Genomic DNA, 19,786 nt, shown 5'->3' on the forward strand with positions numbered 1-19,786 from the left:
CGACGTGCTTTGGGCGATGCTGCGAGACAACAGGCTGTTCACCTCCGCTCCGCCGGTCACGCAGACGGCTTGACACGGTCATTGAGATTCTCCAGCGTTCCAGGGAGCAGGTGTTCCAGCGGGGCAGGCCGCTCAGGCGAGGCCCAACTCGTCGCCCTCGCGCGGGGCGAGGAAGCTCGCGACATCGGCCTCCGTCACCTCGGCGAGCGTGCGCGGCGACCACTGCGGATCGCGGTCCTTGTCGATCACCTGGGCACGGATGCCCTCGGCGAGGTCCGGCCGGTCCAGTGCGGCGCAGGAGATGCGGTACTCCTGGTCGAGCGCGGCCTCCAGCGAGGGCAGCGTACGGGCGTGGCGCAGTGCGGCAAGGGTGACCTTGACGGCGGTGGGGGAGTTCCCGAGCAGCAGCTCGGCGGCCTCCTTCGCCTCCGGCACTCCGGAGTCGAGCAGGCGCCGGACGATCTCCTCGACGGTGTCGGCCGCGTAGCAGGTGTCGATCCACTCCCGCTGAGCGGCCAATCCAGCGGTCCCGGTGGTTCCGGCGGTCGGCGCGGGCTCGGCGTGGGCGGCGACGGTCGCGGCCGGATCGGCGCCACCGGCGAGGGCGTCGAGCAGTTCGGGCAGGCGGGAGGACGGGACGTAGTGGTCCGCGAAACCGCACAACAGCGCGTCGGCGGGGCCGATCGAGGCCGAGGTGAGCCCGAGATGGGTGCCGAACTCGCCCGGGGCGCGGGCGAGCAGGAGGCTGCCGCCGACGTCCGGGACGAGCCCGATCCGGGTCTCGGGCATCGCGATCACGGAGCGCTCGGTGACGATCCGCAGCGCGGCGTGGGCGGACAGGCCGATGCCGCCGCCCATGGTGATGCCGTCCATGACCGCGACGAAGGGCTTCGGGTAGCGGGCGATCAGCGCGTTCACCCGGTACTCGTCGCGGAAGAAGGCGCGGGTGCCGGCGCCGCCGGCCGTGACGTCGGCGTGCATCGCGCGCAGGTCCGCTCCCGCGCACAGGCCGCGCTCGCCGGCGCCGGTCAGCACGACGGTGCGCACCCGGTCGTCGGCGGCCCAGTCGTCCAGCGTTGTCCGGATGGTGGTGATCATGCCGTGGGTCAGGGAGTTGAGGGCTCGCGGGCGGTTGAGCACGATCCGGCCGAGGCCGCCGTCGCCATCCAGGACGGCCTGGACCTCCTGGGCCTGCTGGACCGCTGCCGCCTCTGCCGCCGCTGCGCTCATCGGAACCGCTCCCGTTCCCTCGGTGATCTCGCCTGCCGCGGTCCACGGTACCGGGGCGGTTGGGCCGTTTCGATCACGAGGCCGCCCGGGCCCACTGCGGCCCCGGGAGCGGGGCGGCAGGGGGGGCGGTTGTGGCCGCGGTCGTGGCGGACGGCTACGGCAGGTGGCTACGGCCAGGCGCGCAGGGCGAGTTCGGCGACGCGGCCGAGCTCCTCGGTGGTGGCGCCGTCGCGGGCCTGCTGGGACATCCCCTGGATGACCGTGGCGATGTACCCGGCCAGCGCCTTCGGGTCGGCCCCGGGCGGCAGTTCGCCGTCCTGCCGGGCGGCGAGCAGCCGGTCCTCGAAGACCTGCCGGTTCCGGTTGCGCAGGTCGCGCAGGAGGGCCTGGACCCCGGCGTCCTGCGGGGTGACGTTGGTGGCGGCGCTGATCACCAGGCAGCCCGCCGGGTGGGTCGGGTCCGGGTAGATCGCGGCGGCCTCGCGCAGGATCCGGGCGAAGGCGGCCCGGGCGCCGGTCTCCTCGGCCAGCGCGACGCCGACGAACGCGCCGACCGGGGATCGGCCGTACCGGCGGACGACCTCCTCGAAGAGCGAGCGCTTGTCGCCGAAGGCGGCGTAGAGGCTGCCGGGGCGGATGCCCATGGCGGCGGTCAGGTCGGTGACGGAGGTGGCCTCGTAGCCGCGTTCCCAGAACAGCCGGGTCGCGGCGGACAGGGCCTCCTCCCGGTCGAAGGCGGGCGGCCGTCCGCGTCGGGGGCGGGGGGCCGGGCCGGCCGCCGGCGCGCTGTCGGGTGTCGCTGCCTCGGTCATGGATCGGATTTTAGAGCAGTCGCTCAAGAAGTGTGTGCTAGGTTCTTTTTTGAGTGATCGCTCAAGAAGTGTCGACGTAGCAGGAGGGGCTCGGTCATGGGCACGTACGGACTCGAGGGCAAGGTGGCGCTGGTCACCGGTGGCAGCAGGGGGATCGGTCGGGCGATCGCCCGCCGGCTCGGACGCGACGGTGCCGTCGTCGCGGTCGGTTACGCCCGGGACGAGACGGCGGTGCGGGAGGTGGTCGACGGGATCCGGGCCGACGGCGGGCGGGCCTTCGCGCTGCGCGCCGAACTCGGGCGGCACGGGGACGCGGCCGCGCTCTGGGCGGCGTTCGACGCGGAGATCGGGGCGCATGCCCCCCGCGGCGGGGTTGACATCATCGTGAACAACGCCGGGATCGGGCGCAGTTCGGACCTCGCGGGTCTGACCGAGGAGGGTTTCGACGAGGTGTTCGCGGTGAACGTCCGGGCGCCGTTCTTCGTGGTGCGGCACGGGCTGGAGCGGATGCGGGACGGCGGCCGGATCATCAACATCTCCAGCGGGGCCGCCCGGCTCGCGATGCCGGAGATCATCGCCTACGGCGCGACCAAGGGCGCGCTCGACACCTTCACGCTCAACCTGGCCAAGCAGCTGGGCCCGCGCGGGATCACGGCGAACTCGGTCGCGCCCGGCGTGGTGGACACCGACGTCAACGCGGGCTGGCTGCGCGGAAACCCGGAGGCGCAGGCGCACGCGGCCTCACTCGCCGCGCTCGGCCGGGTCGGGCAGCCGGAGGACATCGCGGACATCGTCGCCTTCCTGGCCTCGGACGATGCGCGCTGGGTCACCGGGCGGGTCATCGACGCCACGGGCGGCGCCGGGCTGTAGGCGGCACGGAGCGGGGAGGGGCAGACGGAGAGGGGCGGACGGCGAACGACGAACAGCTGACAGATTTCAGATGATGAAATCTGTCAGCTGTTATCCGTCGTCTGTTATTTGTTATCTGTCAGCCCCGCACCCGCCCCGAGACCTCGCCGAAGCCGACCACCACGCCGTCCGGCCCCGGGGCCGTCGCCGTGATGACGACCTCGTCGCCGTCCTCCAGGAAGGTCCGGGTGGTGCCGTCCGGCAGCTTGAGCGGCTCCTCGCCGTTCCAGGTCAGCTCGATCAGCGCGCCGCGGGTGTCCGGCTCCGGCCCGCTGACCGTCCCCGAGGCGAACAGGTCGCCGGTGCGCAGCGAGGCGCCGTTGACGGTCATGTGGGTCAGCTGCTGCTGCGCCGTCCAGTACATGGAGGCGAACGGCGGCCGCGACACCAGGTGCCCGTTCAGCCGGACCTCCATGGCCAGGTCCAGGCCCCACGGCTCGCCACCGCGGTCGTCCAGGTACGCCAGCGGCTCGACGTCGCGCTCCGGCGGCGAGACCCGGGCGTGCTGGAGCGCGTCCAGCGGCACGATCCACGGCGAGACCGAGGTCGCGAAGGACTTGCCCAGGAAGGGGCCGAGCGGCACGTACTCCCAGGCCTGGATGTCGCGCGCCGACCAGTCGTTGAGCAGGCAGACGCCGAAGACGTGCTCGCGGAAGTCGTCCAGCACGACCGGGCGGCCCAGCTCGGACGGTGTGCCGACGACGAAGCCGACCTCGGCCTCGATGTCCAGCCGCCGGGTCGGCCCGAAGCTGGGCGCGGCGTCGGCCGGCGCCTTGCGCTGCCCGTGCGGACGCACCACCGGGGTGCCGGAGACCACGACCGTGCCCGCCCGCCCGTGGTAACCGATGGGCAGGTGCTTCCAGTTGGGCGTCAGCGGCTCCGATCCCGGGCGGAAGATCCGGCCCAGGTTGGTGGCGTGGTGCTCGGAGGCGTAGAAGTCGACGTAGTCCGCGACCTCGAACGGCAGGTGCAGTTCGACCTCGTCGGCCGGCAGCAGCGCCGGCGACAGCGCCTCCCGGAAGGACTCGTCGGTCAGCCAGGTGGTGAGGTCGGCGCGCACCTGCGTCCAGACCGAACGCCCGGCCGCCATCAGCGGGTTGAGCGAGTCCGCGTCCAGCAGGACGGACGGCGCCCCGGCCGCTCGGGCGGCCGCCCCGGCGTCCAGCACGAAGTCCCCGACGCGCACGCCGATCCGGCGCCGCCCGGGCCGGTCGGCCGCGGTGAAGACGCCGTACGGCAGGTTGTGCACGCCGAACGGCGAGTCCTGGGCGCTGGTCAGCCAGCTGCGGGGGGTGCTCAACGGTCCTCCTGGAGGAGTGGACTGGGCGACAGCAGGCCGAGCCCGGCCAGGTCGTCCAGGGGTTCGGCGACGCTGCAGGTGCCGAACGCGGTGAACGAGTTGCGGATCACCGTAACCTGGTGCCCGGTCAGGGCGCGGACGGCCTTGGCCAGTACCTCGCCGTCGCGTTCGGCCAGTACCTCGGCCGCTGCCGCGCGGTCCGTCTCCTGGGCGGCCAGCAGCACGTTGAGGAAGCCGTGGTGCTCGAAGCCGGTCACCGGGTCGGTGTGCCGGACGGCGTTGTGCAGTCCGGCCGTGCACTTGTACGGCAGGCCGCGGCGGGCGCAGCCGGTGAGGAAGGCGGCCAGTTCGTCCTCGTCCGGGAACGCCTCCGCCACCACCCCGCCGGTGCGGAACTTGGCCCGGTAGGCGCTGTCGACCAGGGCGTCCAGGGTCTCGTCCAGGCCGTCCCCGCGCAGGAGTTCGCGCGGCATTTCGACGGCGGCCGGCACGTCCGGCGGCAGCAGCCGGTCCAGTTCGGCCACGGCCTCCTGCACGTCTCGGGTGGCGAGCTCGACGCCCGCGAGCTCGAACGGTGCGGCGGCGGTGAGCGCCGGTCCGAGCTCGCTGCTGCCCCCCGGCAGCACGAGCCCGACCCTGAGCGGCCCGGTGCCCGCCACCGCCGCGGCCAGTTCGCCCAACCGGCCCGCCCCGCACAGGAACGGGCCGACCGCGTCGGCGTACCAGGCCGTGCGGTGGACGCGGTGCGCGGGCACCGCCTCGGCGACCGGCAGGTTCCCCGGGGGGAACACCGCCGCGTCGTCGAAGAGCCCGCGGAACAGCTCCGGGACCGGCGAGCCGTCGGCGCTCATCGCGCGGGCCCCCGACCCGCCCAGGTCCAGGCGTAGTTGGGGTCCTCGGCGGCCCGCCCGCCCTCGCCGAGCTCCAGCGGGCGGAAGGTGTCCACCATGACGGCCAGTTCGTCGAAGAACTCCACGCCGATGCTGCGCTCGTAGGCGCCCGGCTGCGGCCCGTGGGTGTGCCCGCCCGGGTGCAGCGAGATCGAGCCCTGGGCGATGCCGGAGCCCTTGCGGGCCGCGTAGTCGCCGCCGCAGTAGAACATCACCTCGTCGCTGTCCACGTTGGCGTGGTAGTACGGCACCGGGATCGACAGCGGGTGGTAGTCCACCTTGCGGGGAACGAAGTTGCAGATCACGAAGTTGTTGCCCTCGAACACCTGGTGGGCCGGCGGCGGTTGGTGGATCCGCCCGGTGATCGGCTCGAAGTCCCGGATGTTGAAGGCGTACGGGTACAGGCAGCCGTCCCAGCCGACCACGTCGAAGGGGTGGTGCGGCACGGTGTAGCGGGTGCCCGAGATCCCGTTCGGGCCGCGGTGCTTGACCAGCACGTCGACGTCGCCGTCGGCGTTTTCGACCACCAGCGGCCCGACCGGTCCGCGGAAGTCCCGCTCGCAGTACGGCGCGTGCTCCAGCAGCTGCCCGTACTTGGAGAGGTAGCGCTTGACCGGGGTGATGTGGCTGTTGGCCTCGATGCAGTAGGCGCGCAGCGGTTCGTCCCCGGTCGGCACCCAGCGGTGGGTGGTGGCGCGCGGGATGATCACGTAGTCGCCCTGGCCGACCTCGATCGAGCCGAAGACCGTCTCGACCGTGCCCGCGCCGGACTCCACGTACACGCACTCGTCGCCGAGTCCGTTGCGGTACAGCTCACTCGGGGCCCCGGCGGCGACGTACGAGATCCGCACGTCGCCGTTGCCGAGGACGAGCCGGCGGCTGCCGACCACGTCCGCGGACTTCCACTCCTGGTCCGCGAACAGCTCGTGCAGCTTGAGGTGGCGGGGGAGCAGGGGATGGTTGGGCACCGTGGACTGGTCGGGCAGCTCCCACGGCACCGCGTTGACCACCGCCGAGGGGATGCCCCGGTGGTAGAGCAGCGAGGAGTCGGAGGAGAATCCCTCCTCGCCCATCAACTCCTCGTAGTACAGCCCGCCTTCGGGTGTGCGGTGCTGGGTGTGCCGCTTGGGCGGGATGTTGCCCAGCTGCCGGTAGTACGCCATCTCCGTGCTCCTCCTCGACGCCTCGAACGTCCGTCAGGGCCGCCGTCAATCAGGGTAGGCCGACGCTCACAGGTTGCCGCGACGGTCCTGCTCGCGCTCGATGGACTCGAACAGCGCCTTGAAGTTGCCCTTGCCGAAGCCCAGCGAGCCGTGCCGCTCGATGAACTCGTAGAAGACGGTCGGGCGGTCGCCGATCGGCTTGGTGAAGATCTGCAGCAGGTAGCCGTCCTCGTCGCGGTCGACCAGGATGCCGCGCTTCTTCAACTCCTCGATCGGGACCCGCACCTTGCCGATCCGCTCCCGCAGCTCCGGGTCGTCGTAGTAGGCGTCCGGGGTGTTGAGGAACTCGACGCCGCGCGAGCGCAGCACGTCGACGGTGGTGAGGATGTCGTTGGTGGCGAGCGCCATGTGCTGGCAGCCGGGGCCGGTGTAGAACTCCAGGTACTCGTCGATCTGGGACTTCTTCTTGGCGATGGCCGGCTCGTTGAGCGGGAACTTCACCCGGTGGTTGCCGCTGGCGACGACCTTGGACATCAGGGCGGAGTACTCGGTGGCGATGTCGTCGCCGACGAACTCGGCCATGTTCACGAAGCCCATGACCCGGTTGTAGAACTGGACCCACTCGTCCATCCGGCCCAGCTCGACGTTGCCGACGGCGTGGTCGAGGGCCTGGAACAGGCGCTTGGGCGTGCCCTCAGGGTGGGTGACGGTGCTCTGCGCCACGACGTAGCCCGGCAGGTACGGGCCCTGGTAGCGGGAGCGGTCGATCAGGGTGTGGCGGGTCTCGCCGTAGGTGGCGATGGCCGCGCGGCGCACGGTGCCGTTCTCGTCCGAGACGTCGTTCGGCTCCTCCAGGATGGTGGCGCCGCTGGCCCGGGCGTGCTCGATGCACTTGTCGACGTCCGGGACCTCCAGGGCGAGGTCGACCACGCCGTCGCCGTGCCGGCGGTGGTGGTCCAGCAGCGCGCTGTCCGGCTGGACGCCGCCCTTGATCACGAAGCGGCAGGAGCCGGAGCGCAGCACGTAGGCCTTGCGGTCGCGGCGGCCGGTCTCCGGGCCGGAGTAGGCGACCAGCTCCATGCCGAACACGACCTGGTAGAACTGGGCCGTCTGGGTGGCGTTGCCGACCACGAAGACGACCGCGTCCTGGGCGGTGACCGGGAACGGGTCGGAGGCCTGGTCGTGCTCGACGAGGCCGACGAGGCGGCGCAGCTGGTCGGCGTCGAGGCCGGCCTCGCGCTCCTCGGGGGTCAGCTCAAGGGCGTGGGACTGCGGGGTCATCGCTCGTTCCTCCAGTCAGGGCCTCGGCGTTGAGGCTTCCGGGGGGTGTTCGGGGGCCTTGCGGCCCGCCGGGTCGGATCGCGTGGATCGCGGCCGCACGGCGACGGGTGGGCGGTGCGGTTGCGGAGAGCTTGCTCCTGTCCTGGGGGTTGGGCAACAGGTCGGTTTTTCACTGCTCAATGTGTACAAGCTGGCCAGGAAATCCCGGCTCGGGCTGCGCAAAATGTGCTGTCTCCGGGCGGTCATCGCCGGAATTCTGTGCAGCGGAATTCTGTGCAGCCGCACCTACCGGCCCTCGGGGCCGGGCCCGTCGGCGGGCGGGAGGTGGCGAAGGAACCAGTCCCCGGCCAGCTCAGCGGCCTGGTCGAGGGTGCCCGGCTCCTCGAACAGATGGCTCGCGCGCGGCACCACCACCAGCTCGCCCACGCCGCCCAGCCGGGCCAGGGCCCGCCGGTTGAGGTCCAGCACGGTGGTGTCCAGCGCGCCGACCAGGAGCAGCGTAGGGGCGTCCACCCGGGCCAGCACGTCCGGCCCGGCGAGGTCCGGCCGCCCGCCCCGGGAGACCACGGCGCGCACTGCGGGGCCCAGTTCGGCGGCCGTGTACAGCGCGGCGGCCGCGCCGGTGCTGGCGCCGAACAGCCCCAGTGGCAGCCCCCGGGCCCCTTCGGTGCGCCCCAGCTCCTCGGTCACGGCGGTCAGCCGCGAACCGAGCAGGGCGACGTCGAACACCTTGCGCCGGTCCGGCTCCTCGGCCTCGGTGAGCAGGTCGAACAGCAGGGTGCCCAGCCCGCGGCGGTTCAGGTGGCGGGCGACGTGCCGGTTGCGCGGACTGCGCCGGCCGCTGCCGCTGCCGTGCGCGAAGACCACCGCGGCGCGCGCCCCGGCGGGCACGGTCAGCCGGCCGGTCAGCCGGACCCCGGCGACGGCCAGCGGCAGCTCGCGGTCGATCCCGTTCGGCTCCCCGGCGGGCGGCTGCCTGCCGGACGGCTTCGCGCTGGGTGGCTCCCCGTCGGCCGGTTTTCCGTCGGGCCGCTCGCTCCTGGCCTCGGCCAGCAGCCGCAGCACCTCCTCGTCGCCGGTCTGCGTGAAGTCGGCGTAGAACTCGCCGATCGCGAAGAACGGCGACGGCGTGTCGACGCAGACCAGTTCGTCGGCGACCTCGGACAGCCGCTCCGTCCAGTCCCGCGGCGCCACCGGGACGGCCAGCACCACCCGCGCCGCCCCGCGCGCCCGGACGATCCGGCAGGCGGCCCGGGCGGTCGAGCCGGTGGCGACGCCGTCGTCCACCACGACCACCGTGCGCCCGCGCAGGTCGGCCGCCGGGCGGTCGCCCCGGTAGCGCACGGCCCGGCGCTCCAACTCGGCGCGCTCGCGCCGCTCCACCTGCGCCAGCTGCCCGTCATCCACCCCGGCGAGCCGGATGACCTGCTCGTTCAGCACCCGGACGCCGTCCTCGCCGATCGCCCCCATGCCCAGCTCGGGCTGGTGCGGCACGCCCAGCTTGCGGATCACGCAGATGTCCAGCGGCGCACCGAGCGCCGCCGCCACCTCGGCCGCCACCGGCACCCCGCCCCGGGGCAGGGCGACCACCACGGTGCCGGGGCCGACGAGGTGGCCGAGCCGGTCGGCCAGGCGGCGGCCCGCCTCGGTGCGGTCGGTGAAGTGGGTTCCGGTGACGTGCATTCCACGGCCTCCGAGTTCCACCGTACGCCGGTCCGGTGCACCGGTCCCGGGCGTCCCTCCGGGCGTTCCGCCGGGCGTTGCTCCGGGCAGGGTGGGGGGCGTCCGGCGGCCGCCTGCTGAGGGTTTGGCGGGGGCCGTACGGGGGCCTTGGCAGGACCCGGTGGGGCAGGGGCGGGACCGGGGCAGGACCTGGGTGGCCGCGGGCCCGGGACCGCGACGGGTGCCGCCCGGGACTACGCGCGTCCGGGCCCGGGACGGTACGGCCGCGCGGCCGGGAGCGGTGCGGGACGACACCCCCGTGCGACCGGGACGGCGGGCGGCGGAACGTGGTGCGCAGAGGCGGTCCGCAAAGCCCGCCCAGCACCGAAGGAGCGTCCGACATGCCGGGCACCGTCATTACCGACCTGCGCCGCCGCGGCTCCGCCGTCGACCCCGGATGCCTGCTCGCGGGACCGCTTCGCGCCGTCGGCCTGCAGTGGCTCGAACCGGGACGGAGCGCCGAGGTGACCGCCGAGGGCGTCGAGCACGCGCTGTACGTCACTGGGGGCTCCGGCCTCGCCACCCTGCCGGAGGACGTCGTGCACCCCGACCACCCCGAGCGCGCCGACACCGGCCTGCCGCTGGTCGAGGGCACCGCCGTCGTGCTCCCGCTCGGCGCGCGGACCGTCCTGACCGCCGGAACGGCCGGACTGGAGTACTTCCACGCCGTCCTGGCCGTTCCCCCGTCCGCCGAACCGTCCGCCGAACCGGCCGCCGGACCGGCTGCCGGAGAAGCCGAAGCCTCCGGCGAAGAACCCGACGAACCCGAAGAACCCGAAGAAGGTGACCAGAGGTGATCGTCACCACCGACACCGGCTCCGCCACGGTCCTGCTCGGCCCGAACGGGGAGCGGGTCCGGATCCGTTCACTGGCCCGTCGCGCCATGCTCACCAGCGCGTGCGAGGCCTTCGACCACCTGCGGCTGAGCCCGGGCGCCCACCACGTCCTGCCCGGGCGGCCCGATGCCGAGACCGTGCTGCACGTACTGCGCGGCGCCGCCGTCATCGGACAACTCGCCGACCAGCCGGACCACTTGGCATCGGACGGCGACCTGCTTCTGGCCCGCAAGGGCCGCACCCTGTGGATCGAGGCCGGCCCGCTCGGTGCGGAACTGCTCTGCCTCACCCTGGCCGTGCCCCGCCACCGCGCCGGCACCCGGGCCTCACGCGCCCGCCGCCGCGCCGAACACTGCGACCGGCCCTGACCTCCACCAGCTCTGACCTTCACCGGCCCTGACCGCCGCTAGCCCCGCCCTTCACCGTTCTCCGGGAGCCACTTGTGATCCTCGTCCCCGCTGCCGTCCCGCGCACCGCGCCCGTCTACCAGCGGCTGATCGACCCCGAGCGCCGCCCGTCCGTCCGTGCCGCGCTGACCGTCGAGACCCTGCCGCCCGGCGTTCGGGTCGAGCAACTCCCTTGCGAATCCGTCGAGTCGGTCACTGTGGTGCTGGCCGGACGACTGTCCGCGGGCGGCCGGATCCTGTCCCCGGGTGAGGCGCTGCACCACCCGCCCGGGAGCAGTCACCGGCTCACCGCCGTGCGCGGCGCACCGACCGCCGTGCTCACCGTCCGGCCCGTCCTGTCCGCCGCCCATATCCCCGGCCAGCGCGCCGGTTCGCGACTCCTCGGTCCGGTCCGGTCCGCCCGGCGGATTGCCGTCGACACCGTGCTCCTCACCCCCGGTGGGCAGCACGGGCCGTATGCCGTGACCGCGGTGGACACGTTCCTGGTGCTGCTCTCCGGCGCCGACGCCCGCCTCGGTCTCGCCGACCGCGAAGTGCCGCTGTTCCCAGGTGACTTGGTCTACCTCCGGGCCGGTGAGCGGTACGTCCTGCGAGCCGGTGCGGGCGGGCCGGTGACCGCCGTGCGCGGCCGGGTCGGCGCGGTTCTGGGACCTGAACAGGACCTCGAACCCATGCAAACGGGGCAGTCCCGTCCGCACAGTGGTGGGCAGAGCGATTGATCGATCGGATCGGCCGCTCGGAAGAACCAGGAGTACCACCTCATGTCCACGAACACTGCGATTGCCTCGACGACTGCGACCAGGGTGATCTGTACGGCCGGAGCGCTGGCGGGCGTGATCGCGGCAGCCCTGGCACTACGCAAGGCCTGTTTCGGACCCGTCCCGGAGTCGACCGGGCGTTCCGAGTCGAAGCCCGGCACGGTCACGCCCAAGGACTGCCCGTTCGGGTGCGGGCCCGGCCAGTAGCCCGCCGCGCCGCCACCCCCTCCGACCGACAGCTGACAGCCGACAACGAACAACTAACAGCTGACAGATTTTGAAATCTGTCAGCTGTTAGTTGTCAGCCGTCGGTTGTCAGCTGTCACCCGCTCGCCCGCCCCCCCCGGCCACCGCCGGGCCCGCTACCGGTTGGCCGCCGCCGAGCGCGGCAGCACCGCCAGCACCTGTGTGCCGTGCTGCTCGGGCGGCGGTCCGACGGTGCAGCAGCCACCGATCTCCGCCGCCCGGTCGGCCATCGACCGAAGGCCGACCCCACCGCCCGGCGGTTCCTCGGTGGTCCCCGCCTCCCACCGGTACCCGACCCCGTCGTCCTGCACGGTCAGGGTCAGCGCCTCGTCGTCCACCCGGAGCGTCACCCGCGCGGTCCGGGCCCGGGCGTGCCGCAGCACGTTGTTGAGCGCTTCCGCGGTGATCCGGTAGGCCGCGACCTCCACCGCCGCCGCCAGCTCCGGCAGCGGTTCCGGGGAGACCTCCACCGTCACGGCCAGCCCCGCCCCGATGAAGTTGTCCGCCAGCTGCCGGACCGCCCGGGCCAGTCCGAGTTCGCCCAGCGGCGCCGGCCCGAGCCGGTCGGTGATCCGGCGGACCTCCTGGATCGCCATCCCCAGGCCCTCGGAGACGGTGTGCAGCGGATCCGCGAGCCCGCCGTCCGCCGTCGAGGCCGCGTTGTCCACCCGCAGCCGCAGGCCGGCCAGGGCCGGCCCGAGCCCGTCGTGGATGTCCCGCCGCAGCCACCGTCGTTCCTCCTCCCGGGCGGCGATGATCTGCTCCCGGCTGGCCAGCAGGTCCTCCTGGAGCTGCAGGGAGGCGACGGCGGGCGAGGCCTGGTCGGCGAGCGAACGCAGGATGTCCACGTCGGTCGCCGCCAGCCGCTCCTCGCCGGTCCGCAGCCCGACGGTCAACTCGCCGATCGGCAGCCCGTTGTGGACGAGCGCGAAGCCCTGGCTGCGGCCGTTCAGCCGCCCGGCGGTGGCCAGCGTGCGCCGTCCGGCCCGGGTGGTGACGGCCAGGGTGACGCCGGGCAGCTTGAGTTCCTCGGCTACGGTCGCGCACAGCGCCGCCGGCAGCTGCTCCGGGTCGACGACCTGCCGCACCCGCCCCGCGAGCGTGCGCAGCACCTGGTACGGCTGCGCGCGTTCGCCGTAGTACAGCCGGTCCACCACGGCGACGGCCCGTCGCGCCGCCTTCGGCAGGGTGGCGCCGAGCGCGTACACCAGGGCGATCAGCAGCAGGGCGGCTCCACCGCGCCCCGGTAGCAGCGAGTTGGACAGCACAGCGGCGGCCACCACGAACAGTCCGGTGACGCCGGTGCCCAGCAACAGCCCGATCAGGACGCTGCGGGCCGCCCGGTCGAGCCGCCAGCCGTGGTCCCGGATCACCAGGAAGCCGATCGCGACGGCCCAGACCGCCCCCGCCGCGGTGAACAGCCAGTAGCTGAGCCAGTAGTGGTCGGCGCGGTTGCGCATGTAGAAGTCCTGCAGCGCGACCCAGAGCACGTACGCCCCGAGCATGCCCGCCACCCGCAGCCGGTGCCGACGGGTCTCGGCCGCGTCGCGCCCCGGGACGGCCGCCGGCCGCAGCAGCCGGGACAGCAGGACCAGCGTGACGAACCCGAGCACGCACTCGCTGATCAGCAGGTCGTGGCCGCCCAGTCCGTCGACCACGGTCACGGCGAGGTGCGCCGGCGGGCTGTCGGCCAGCGGATTGGTCCGCCCGTAGGTCGTCGGGTAGGCGAGGCCCTGGGCCACCTCGGCGCTCACCCACACGCCGACGGCCCCGATGAACCACCACCATCGCCGCGTCGTCAGCCGTCCGCTCGGCAGCCAGAGCGGCAGCGCGTAGATGAGCGTCGTCCTGACCGCGCTGAGCAGTGTGTCGAAGGCCAGTACGGCGCCGGCGATGCCAGGGTCGCGGACCTCGACCCACAGCGGTGCGGCCGCCACCCGGGGAAGGATGTTGGTGAGCGCGTAGACGAGCATCACCCAGCCGAGCGGACTGCCCGGGCGGTGCGCGTGGAGCAGCATGCCCGCTCCGGCGGTCGGCAGGGCGTAGACCAGGATGGCGAGTTCGTCGCGGGGGTGGGAGACGCCCGGTTCGCCGAGGTGGACGAGCACGTAGCAGATCCACACCGTCGCGGAGACGAAGCAGAGTGCGGTGACGACCGCGGCGGCGGTCAGTTGCCGCTCGGCCCGGGTGCGGCGCGGGGGATCGGAGACCGTGATCATGGCACCACCTCGGTTCTCGACAGCGGGTGTTCCGCCGGCCGCGACGTGGTCCGCCGGCGCCTTGTCCCCAGGGCGTTCGGTCCCAGGGCGTTCGCTCCCAGTCTGGTCGGCCCGGTGTCCCGGTCGCCTGAGGCAGCGGTCACGCATTCCGGGCGGGACGGCGGTGGGCCCCGGGCGGGACGGCGGCGGGCGCCACCGCCGCCGTGCGGACGACCTCCGGGCATGTCACGGAGAGTCACGTGATCGCCGCTGCTAGTGTCGGCCGGGTGGATGAACACCAGCTGGTCGCACCCTCCGGCCCGGCGGGCGGGGCCACGCCCGTTCGGGTACTGATCGTCGATGATCACCCCCTCTTCCGCGAGGGGCTCAAGGCGGCGCTGGAGAGCGCCGAGGGCGTCACCGTGGTGGCCGAGGCCGAGCGGGTCGCCGACGTCCCGGAAGCGGTCGCCCGGTACAGCCCGAACGTGGTGATCATGGACCTCTCCCTGCCCGACGGTTCCGGGCTGGAGGCCGTCCGCCGGCTCGCCACCCAGGACCAGTCCCCGCCGGTGCTGATGCTGACCATGTCGGACGACGACGGCAACCTGCTCGCCGCGCTCCAGGCGGGCGCCCGCGGCTACCTGGTCAAGGGCGCGGGGCGCGAGGAGGTGCTGCACGCCGTCCGGACGGTCGCCGCGGGCGGCGCGGTGTTCGGCGGGGAGGTCGCTGGGCGGATCACCGCCCTGCTGGCCGGGGCGAAGATGCGCGAGGCCGGGCAGCTCTTCCCCGACCTCACCGCCCGCGAGGCCGAGGTGCTGGACCTGGTCGCGCGCGGCCACGACAACCGGCGGATCGCCCGGGAGCTGGTGGTCGCGGAGAAGACCGTCCGCAACCACGTCACCCACATCTTCGAGAAGCTGCACGTCGCCACCCGCGCGGAGGCGGTCGCCCGGGCCCGCGACATGGGCCTCGGCGACGGCTGAACCCGCCGCCCCGACAGGGGAGGTCCAGGGGCCGGGGGCTCCGGAGGTGTCGGAGATGTCCGGGGGTGCCGGTCCGCCGACCGGCACCCCCGGAGTCGTACTGGTCCTCGCCGGACCTACGGCTGCGTCACGGCTGCATCTCGTACGCGCCCGAGAGCGCCTCGACCCGGGCCCACACCTTCGCGGCGCGCTCGGCGTCCGCCACCGGGCGGCGCACGTGGGCCAGCGCCCAGGCGGCCTGCTCCTCGGTGGCGGAGGCCTTGCCGTGCAGCTCGGTCGCGTGCGCGGAGAAGTCGCGGACCAGCGCGTCGAACACCTGGTCCAGGACGTCGGCGTCGAGGCCGGTCAGCTCGGCCTGCTCCAGCACCAGCTGGCCGTAGACGATCAGCGCGAACAGCTGGCCGATCTCCAGCAGGAAGTCCAGGTCGGCCTGCTGCTCCTTGCTCGGCGCGTGCTTGAGCAGCAGCTCGCAGAAGCCGTCGGCCTGCTCGCGGAAACGGGCGACGTTGGGCAGCTGGGCGTGCCGGTCGTAGGCGGCGCGCCAGTCGTGGAAGCGGATCGCGCCGAGGCCGCGGGCCGGGCTCTGGTGGAACAGGAAGGCGTCGTCGGCGGCGTCCAGCCGGGTCGGCACCGGCGCGTACTCGGCGGGCGCGAACAGGTAGTTGCCCATGAACTTGAGGATCAGCGCCAGGTTGACGTGGACCGTGCCCTCCAGCTTCGGCAGGCCGCGGATGTCCTTGGCGGCCTTGTCGAAGTAGGTGTCCGCCTCGAAGCCCTTGGCCGCGATGACGTCCCACATCAGGTCGATGACCTTCTCGCCCTCGGTGGTGACCTTCATCTTGGTCATCGGGTTGAAGAGCAGGTAGCGGCGGTCCTCGGCGGAGGCGGTGCGGAAGTAGTCCACGGCCCGCGCGCTGAACAGCTTCATCGCCACCAGGCGGGCGTACGCGTCGGTCAACTCCCGCCGCACGTGCGGGAAGTCGGTGACCTTGCGGCCGTACAGCACCCGGTTGTGGGCATGCGTGACGGCCTCGTACATCGCGTGCTCGCAGATGCCGACCGAGGCGGTGCAGAGGTTGAACTTGCCGACGTTGACGGTGTTCAGCGCGGCGTCGAAGGCGGCCTGCCCGGTGTGCAGCACGTCCTCGGCCCGGACCGGGTAGTCCTCCAGACGGAACTCGCTGACGTACATCTGGGCGTTCACCACGTTCTTGACCAAGTGGTACGCGTCGTGGCGGCTGTCGGCGGCGAAGAAGACATAGCCCTCGGGGCCCTCGATGTCCGAGCGGCGGCCGAACACCGAGACCAGGCCGGCCACGTTGCCGTTGCCGATGTAGTACTTGGGGCCGGTCGCGGTGAAGCCGCCCTCGCCGTCCGGGGTGAGGATCATGTCGGTGGAGTAGATGTCGGCGCCGTGGGTGCGCTCGGACAGGCCGAAGGCCATCACGTGGCCCTCGGCGAGGAGCTTGGCGGCGCGGGCCCGGACGGCCTCGTTCTCGCTCTGCCAGACCGGGCCGAGGCCCAGGATGGTGACCTGCCAGGTGTACCAGTAGCCGAGGCCGTAGAAGCCGAGGATCTCGTTCAGCTCGGCGATCCGCGCGGTGTCCCAGCGCTTGTCGGCATCGGCCGCGGACGGGGTCAGGAATTCCGCGAACAGGCCCTCCCGGGCGGCGAATTCGAGGAAGTCGCCGTACCAGGCGCGGTCGATGTAGGTGTCGATGAGCGCCTTCTTGCCGCGGGACTCGAACCAGTCGACGGTCGCGCGCAGCAGCCGGCGGGTCGGCTCGTCGAACTGCGCGGGGTCGTAGGTGCGCGGGTTGAAGAGCATCGGGGGCTCCCAGGGGGTCGAGGGTGTGAGGACTCGGCGGGGCAGGGCGGGGCAGGGTGCGGCGGGGGAGAGGGGGAGGGGAGCGTCGGGCGAGGCGGGCGGGTGAACGGACGGCGGCGAACAGAGTTCAGAAGACAGATTTCAGCGAACAGATTTCAGATTTCAAACTCTGTCATCTGTTATCTGTGATCTGTTACCCGTCGTCTGCCGCCTGCCGTCCGTCGGCCGTCCGTCCGCCGTCATTCGTCCGCTCTTCCCCGTCCGTCCTCCGCGAGCCGGCGCAGGGTGGCGAGCACGTCGTCCAGCCAGGCGAGGGTCATCCGCTCGAACTCGATGCCGCCGCGCAGCACGACGTGCTGGAGCTCCTGCCGGGTGTCCAGCGCGGTGAGGTCGGGGAAGTCCCGCTGCTCACCGTGCAGGTAGCGGGCGAGGAGGGCGGCGTGGCTCTCGCGGTGCCGCTCGACCTCGGAGATCAGTGCGGCCGGGTCGTCGAAGGCGGCGGCCCGGATCTTGACCGCGAGCTCGTGCCGCACGGTCTCCGGTTCGACCGGTTCGCGCAGCCAGTCGGCCAGCGCTGCCCGTCCGGGGCCGGCCGCCGAGTAGACCTTCTTGTCCGGGCGGCCGTCCTGCGCGACCTCCTCGGCGGCGACCCAGCCGTCCGCCTCCATCCGCCGCAGCACCCGGTAGATCTGCTGGTGGGTGGCGGTCCAGAAGCGTCCGATGGAGCGGTCGAAGCGCCGGGCCAGTTCGTACCCGGAACCGGGCTGCTCCAGCAGCGAGACGAGGATCGCGTGCTCCAGTGCCATGCCCCGCATCCTGCTATGCAACGAGTTGCATAGGCAATGGGTCCTCGGAGTGTTGAGACACAGGTCACCGGCGTGATCGGATGGTTATCGGTCATTCCGGACTATCAGGTGCAAAACCTTGGAGAAGCGCCAGAATAGGTACGGGGCTTGCCCCTTTCAATGGTCCCGAACCACAGGAGGTGGTATCGGTGGCAACCCACGTGCCGGCAGGCATGGAGCACCACCCGGACATCGTCGAACTCCGGGAGCACTACGAGCGGGTCACCTCGACCCCCCGCGCCCAGGGCGTCGAAGCCCTGGCCGTTCTGGCCGGCCTGTTCCTCGCGGCATCGCCGTGGATCGTCGGCTTCACCGCGTTCAGCACCCTGACCGTGACCTGCCTGATCGTCGGGCTGGCCTACACGGCCCTGATGGCCGGCTACGGCTCGGCCTACGAGCGCACCCACGCGAGGGCTTGGGCCGCCGCCGCGCTCGGCATCTGGACGATCATCTCTCCCTGGGCCGTCTCCGGGTCCGTCGCACACGGCAAGAACATCGTCACCTGCGTCATCGTCGGTGCCGTGATGTTCCTGCTCGGACTCGCGGCGCTCTCGATGGCCACGATCACGTCGAACGGAGCAGCGATGCGGCTCGGCCGGGCCGGCCGCGCCAAGGGCTGACCTTCCCCGCAGCCCGCGTCCGGGGCACGGAGGGCACTCGTGCCCGCCGCGCCCCGGCGCACCGACCGGCCCGACCCGACCCGACGGCCCGGCCCGACGCCCGACCCAGTCCGGCCCGACCGGTTACGGGTGCGTCATCCGCAGCACGTCCAGCGCCCGGTCCAGTTCCTCCTCGGTGAGCGCGCCCCGCTCGACGTACCCTCGCTCCAGCACCACCTGACGGATGGTCTTCCGCTCCGCCAGTGCCTGCTTGGCGACCTTCGCCGCCTCCTCGTAGCCGATGTACCGGTTCAGCGGCGTCACCACCGAGGGCGAGGACTCCGCGTACTCGCGGGCCCGTTCGACGTTCGCGGTGACCCCGTCAACCGTCCGGTCCGCCAGCAGTCGGGCGCTGTTGGCCAGCAGCCGCACCGACTCCAGCACGTTGCGGGCGATCACCGGGAGCATCACGTTCAGCTCGAAGTTGCCGCTCGCGCCGGCCAGCGTCACCGTCGCGTCGTTGCCCACCACCTGGGCGGCGACCATCAGCACCACCTCGGGCAGCACCGGGTTCACCTTGCCCGGCATGATGGACGAACCGGGCTGGAGGTCCGGCAGGTTGATCTCGCCGAGGCCGGTGCGCGGGCCGGAGCCCATCCACCGCAGGTCGTTGGCGATCTTCGTGAACCCGACCGCCACCGTGCGCAGTTGGCCGCTCAGCTCGACCAGCGCGTCCCGCGCGCCCTGCGCCTCGAAGTGGTCGCGGGCCTCGGTCAGCGGCAGCCCGGTGGCCCGGGCGACCTCCTCGATGACGGCCGCCGGGAACCCGGGCGGGGTGTTGATTCCGGTGCCCACCGCCGTTCCACCGAGCGGCAGTTCGGCGACCCGGGGGAGGGTCGCCAGCAGCCGTTCCCGGCCGTGCCGCACCTGGGCCGCGTAGCCGCCGAACTCCTGGCCGAGGGTGACGGGCGTGGCGTCCATCAGGTGCGTGCGGCCGGACTTGACCACCTGCGCGAACTCGACCGACTTGCGCTCCAACGCCTCCGCGAGGTGCTCCAGCGCCGGGATCAGGTCGTGGGTGACGGCGGCCGTGGCGGCGATGTGGATCGAGGACGGGAACACGTCGTTGGACGACTGGCTGGCGTTCACCTGGTCGTTCGGGTGCACCGGCCGCCCCAGCCGTTCCGCCGCCAGGGTGGCGATCACCTCGTTGGCGTTCATGTTGGACGAGGTGCCCGAACCGGTCTGGAACACGTCCACCGGGAACTCGTCGTCCCAGCGGCCCTCCGCGACCTCCTCGGCGGCCGCCGCGATCGCCCCGGCCGTCTCCTCGTCCAGGACCCCGAGGCGGGCGTTCACCCGCGCCGCGGCCGCCTTGACCCGGGCCAGCGCGGCGATGTGCGCGCGCTCCAGCCGTTGGCCGGACACCGGGAAGTTCTCCACCGCCCGCTGCGTCTGCGCCTGCCACTTCGCGGCGGCCGGCACCCGCACCTCGCCCATCGAGTCGTGCTCGATCCGGTACTCCTGCGGCTTCTCCCGCTCGTCACCCATCGCGCGCTGCACCTCCTGTACGGGCCGGTCAGGCCCGGTCACGGGACTTCCGATCACGACAGCCGCGCGCGGGCCCCGGGTATTTCCACCCGGGGCCGGCGATCTCCGATCCGGGACGCGATGTGCGGCGTGGCTAGGGCGTGTCTGACAATTCGCGTCGGATCAGCGCGCGGCGTTGGGGTGCGTGCATCGCAAGGCGGAGGAGGGAGTCCATGCGGAGCATCGGCG

The 19,786-nt window shown here is 72.7% G+C and carries 17 protein-coding genes; 6 read left to right on the forward strand and 11 right to left on the reverse strand.

The window, feature by feature from the left end:
• Positions 1-132 precede the first annotated feature (132 nt).
• Positions 133-1,230, reverse strand: coding sequence for an enoyl-CoA hydratase/isomerase family protein (locus tag AB0F71_RS39100; RefSeq protein WP_360245828.1), 1,098 nt, complete (start codon positions 1,228-1,230; stop codon positions 133-135).
• A 167-nt stretch (positions 1,231-1,397) separates the two neighbouring features.
• Entirely contained in the window at positions 1,398-2,042 is a 645-nt protein-coding gene (locus AB0F71_RS39105) for a TetR/AcrR family transcriptional regulator (protein WP_360245831.1), read from the reverse strand.
• A gap of 96 nt (positions 2,043-2,138) precedes the next feature.
• Between AB0F71_RS39105 and AB0F71_RS39110 the strand changes: the two genes are divergently transcribed.
• The gene (locus AB0F71_RS39110) at positions 2,139-2,912 is read left to right on the forward strand and encodes an SDR family oxidoreductase (RefSeq protein WP_360245834.1); all 774 of its coding nucleotides are present in this window, start codon (positions 2,139-2,141) and stop codon (positions 2,910-2,912) included.
• A 118-nt stretch (positions 2,913-3,030) separates the two neighbouring features.
• Here the strand turns inward: AB0F71_RS39110 and fahA are convergent, their stop codons facing one another.
• From fahA to AB0F71_RS39135, 5 genes are all read right to left on the reverse strand, one after another.
• On the reverse strand, positions 3,031-4,251 hold the full coding sequence (gene fahA, locus AB0F71_RS39115; protein ID WP_360245837.1) for a fumarylacetoacetase: 1,221 nt from the start codon (positions 4,249-4,251) through the stop codon (positions 3,031-3,033).
• A complete protein-coding gene (locus AB0F71_RS39120; RefSeq protein WP_360245839.1) occupies positions 4,248-5,102 on the reverse strand; it encodes a hypothetical protein in 855 nt (284 codons plus the stop codon). The genes fahA and AB0F71_RS39120 overlap by 4 nt, the downstream gene beginning before the upstream one ends.
• Positions 5,099-6,304: a cupin domain-containing protein gene (locus tag AB0F71_RS39125; RefSeq protein ID WP_360245842.1), complete on the reverse strand. Its 1,206-nt coding sequence runs from the start codon at positions 6,302-6,304 to the stop codon at positions 5,099-5,101. Before AB0F71_RS39125 ends, AB0F71_RS39120 begins: the two co-directional genes overlap by 4 nt.
• Before the next feature lie 66 nt (positions 6,305-6,370).
• Positions 6,371-7,585, reverse strand: a complete 1,215-nt coding sequence (gene hppD / locus AB0F71_RS39130) for a 4-hydroxyphenylpyruvate dioxygenase (RefSeq protein WP_360245845.1) — start codon at positions 7,583-7,585, stop codon at positions 6,371-6,373.
• A gap of 285 nt (positions 7,586-7,870) precedes the next feature.
• Positions 7,871-9,268: a phosphoribosyltransferase family protein gene (locus AB0F71_RS39135; RefSeq protein WP_360245848.1), complete on the reverse strand. Its 1,398-nt coding sequence runs from the start codon at positions 9,266-9,268 to the stop codon at positions 7,871-7,873.
• Between the two features lie 380 nt (positions 9,269-9,648).
• Between AB0F71_RS39135 and AB0F71_RS39140 the strand changes: the two genes are divergently transcribed.
• From AB0F71_RS39140 to AB0F71_RS39150, 3 genes are all read left to right on the forward strand, one after another.
• A complete protein-coding gene (locus AB0F71_RS39140; protein ID WP_360245851.1) occupies positions 9,649-10,104 on the forward strand; it encodes a hypothetical protein in 456 nt (151 codons plus the stop codon).
• The gene (locus AB0F71_RS39145; RefSeq protein ID WP_360245854.1) at positions 10,101-10,511 is read left to right on the forward strand and encodes a hypothetical protein; all 411 of its coding nucleotides are present in this window, start codon (positions 10,101-10,103) and stop codon (positions 10,509-10,511) included. Before AB0F71_RS39140 ends, AB0F71_RS39145 begins: the two co-directional genes overlap by 4 nt.
• A gap of 74 nt (positions 10,512-10,585) precedes the next feature.
• The gene (locus tag AB0F71_RS39150) at positions 10,586-11,269 is read left to right on the forward strand and encodes a hypothetical protein (RefSeq protein WP_360245857.1); all 684 of its coding nucleotides are present in this window, start codon (positions 10,586-10,588) and stop codon (positions 11,267-11,269) included.
• Positions 11,270-11,670: 401 nt separating this feature from the next.
• Here the strand turns inward: AB0F71_RS39150 and AB0F71_RS39155 are convergent, their stop codons facing one another.
• The gene (locus AB0F71_RS39155) at positions 11,671-13,773 is read right to left on the reverse strand and encodes an ATP-binding protein (RefSeq protein ID WP_360245860.1); all 2,103 of its coding nucleotides are present in this window, start codon (positions 13,771-13,773) and stop codon (positions 11,671-11,673) included.
• A gap of 266 nt (positions 13,774-14,039) precedes the next feature.
• On the opposite strand from AB0F71_RS39155, the gene AB0F71_RS39160 reads away from it, so the two are divergent.
• Entirely contained in the window at positions 14,040-14,735 is a 696-nt protein-coding gene (locus AB0F71_RS39160) for a response regulator transcription factor (RefSeq protein WP_360245863.1), read from the forward strand.
• A gap of 127 nt (positions 14,736-14,862) precedes the next feature.
• Here AB0F71_RS39160 and AB0F71_RS39165 read toward each other — a convergent pair whose 3' ends face one another.
• Together AB0F71_RS39165 and AB0F71_RS39170 are read right to left on the reverse strand one after the other, a co-directional pair.
• Positions 14,863-16,563 (reverse strand): acyl-CoA dehydrogenase family protein, encoded by a 1,701-nt coding sequence (locus AB0F71_RS39165; protein ID WP_360245866.1) that lies wholly within the window; start codon positions 16,561-16,563, stop codon positions 14,863-14,865.
• A gap of 239 nt (positions 16,564-16,802) precedes the next feature.
• Positions 16,803-17,369 (reverse strand): PadR family transcriptional regulator, encoded by a 567-nt coding sequence (locus AB0F71_RS39170; RefSeq protein WP_360245869.1) that lies wholly within the window; start codon positions 17,367-17,369, stop codon positions 16,803-16,805.
• A gap of 188 nt (positions 17,370-17,557) precedes the next feature.
• Here AB0F71_RS39170 and AB0F71_RS39175 point away from each other — a divergent pair, with 188 nt between their 5' ends.
• Complete coding sequence (locus AB0F71_RS39175; RefSeq protein WP_360245872.1) at positions 17,558-18,028, forward strand: SPW repeat protein; 471 nt, start codon at positions 17,558-17,560, stop codon at positions 18,026-18,028.
• Positions 18,029-18,151: 123 nt separating this feature from the next.
• Here AB0F71_RS39175 and AB0F71_RS39180 read toward each other — a convergent pair whose 3' ends face one another.
• Positions 18,152-19,558 (reverse strand): class II fumarate hydratase, encoded by a 1,407-nt coding sequence (locus AB0F71_RS39180; RefSeq protein ID WP_360245875.1) that lies wholly within the window; start codon positions 19,556-19,558, stop codon positions 18,152-18,154.
• Positions 19,559-19,786: the final 228 nt, after the last annotated feature.

Source organism: Kitasatospora sp. NPDC028055 (genome assembly GCF_040637885.1).
GTDB lineage: Bacteria > Actinomycetota > Actinomycetes > Streptomycetales > Streptomycetaceae > Kitasatospora.

Excerpts from the sequence above, each read along its gene's own strand:
- AB0F71_RS39100 (WP_360245828.1), bottom strand. The coding sequence starts at position 1,230 with ATGAGCGCAGCGGCGGCAGAGGCGGCAGCGGTCCAGCAGGCCCAGGAG.
- AB0F71_RS39105 (WP_360245831.1), bottom strand. The coding sequence starts at position 2,042 with ATGACCGAGGCAGCGACACCCGACAGCGCGCCGGCGGCCGGCCCGGCC.
- AB0F71_RS39110 (WP_360245834.1), top strand. The coding sequence starts at position 2,139 with ATGGGCACGTACGGACTCGAGGGCAAGGTGGCGCTGGTCACCGGTGGC.
- AB0F71_RS39120 (WP_360245839.1), bottom strand. The coding sequence starts at position 5,102 with ATGAGCGCCGACGGCTCGCCGGTCCCGGAGCTGTTCCGCGGGCTCTTC.
- AB0F71_RS39125 (WP_360245842.1), bottom strand. The coding sequence starts at position 6,304 with ATGGCGTACTACCGGCAGCTGGGCAACATCCCGCCCAAGCGGCACACC.
- hppD (WP_360245845.1), bottom strand. The coding sequence starts at position 7,585 with ATGACCCCGCAGTCCCACGCCCTTGAGCTGACCCCCGAGGAGCGCGAG.
- AB0F71_RS39135 (WP_360245848.1), bottom strand. The coding sequence starts at position 9,268 with ATGCACGTCACCGGAACCCACTTCACCGACCGCACCGAGGCGGGCCGC.
- AB0F71_RS39140 (WP_360245851.1), top strand. The coding sequence starts at position 9,649 with ATGCCGGGCACCGTCATTACCGACCTGCGCCGCCGCGGCTCCGCCGTC.
- AB0F71_RS39155 (WP_360245860.1), bottom strand. The coding sequence starts at position 13,773 with ATGATCACGGTCTCCGATCCCCCGCGCCGCACCCGGGCCGAGCGGCAA.
- AB0F71_RS39165 (WP_360245866.1), bottom strand. The coding sequence starts at position 16,563 with ATGCTCTTCAACCCGCGCACCTACGACCCCGCGCAGTTCGACGAGCCG.
- AB0F71_RS39170 (WP_360245869.1), bottom strand. The coding sequence starts at position 17,369 with ATGGCACTGGAGCACGCGATCCTCGTCTCGCTGCTGGAGCAGCCCGGT.
- AB0F71_RS39180 (WP_360245875.1), bottom strand. The coding sequence starts at position 19,558 with ATGGGTGACGAGCGGGAGAAGCCGCAGGAGTACCGGATCGAGCACGAC.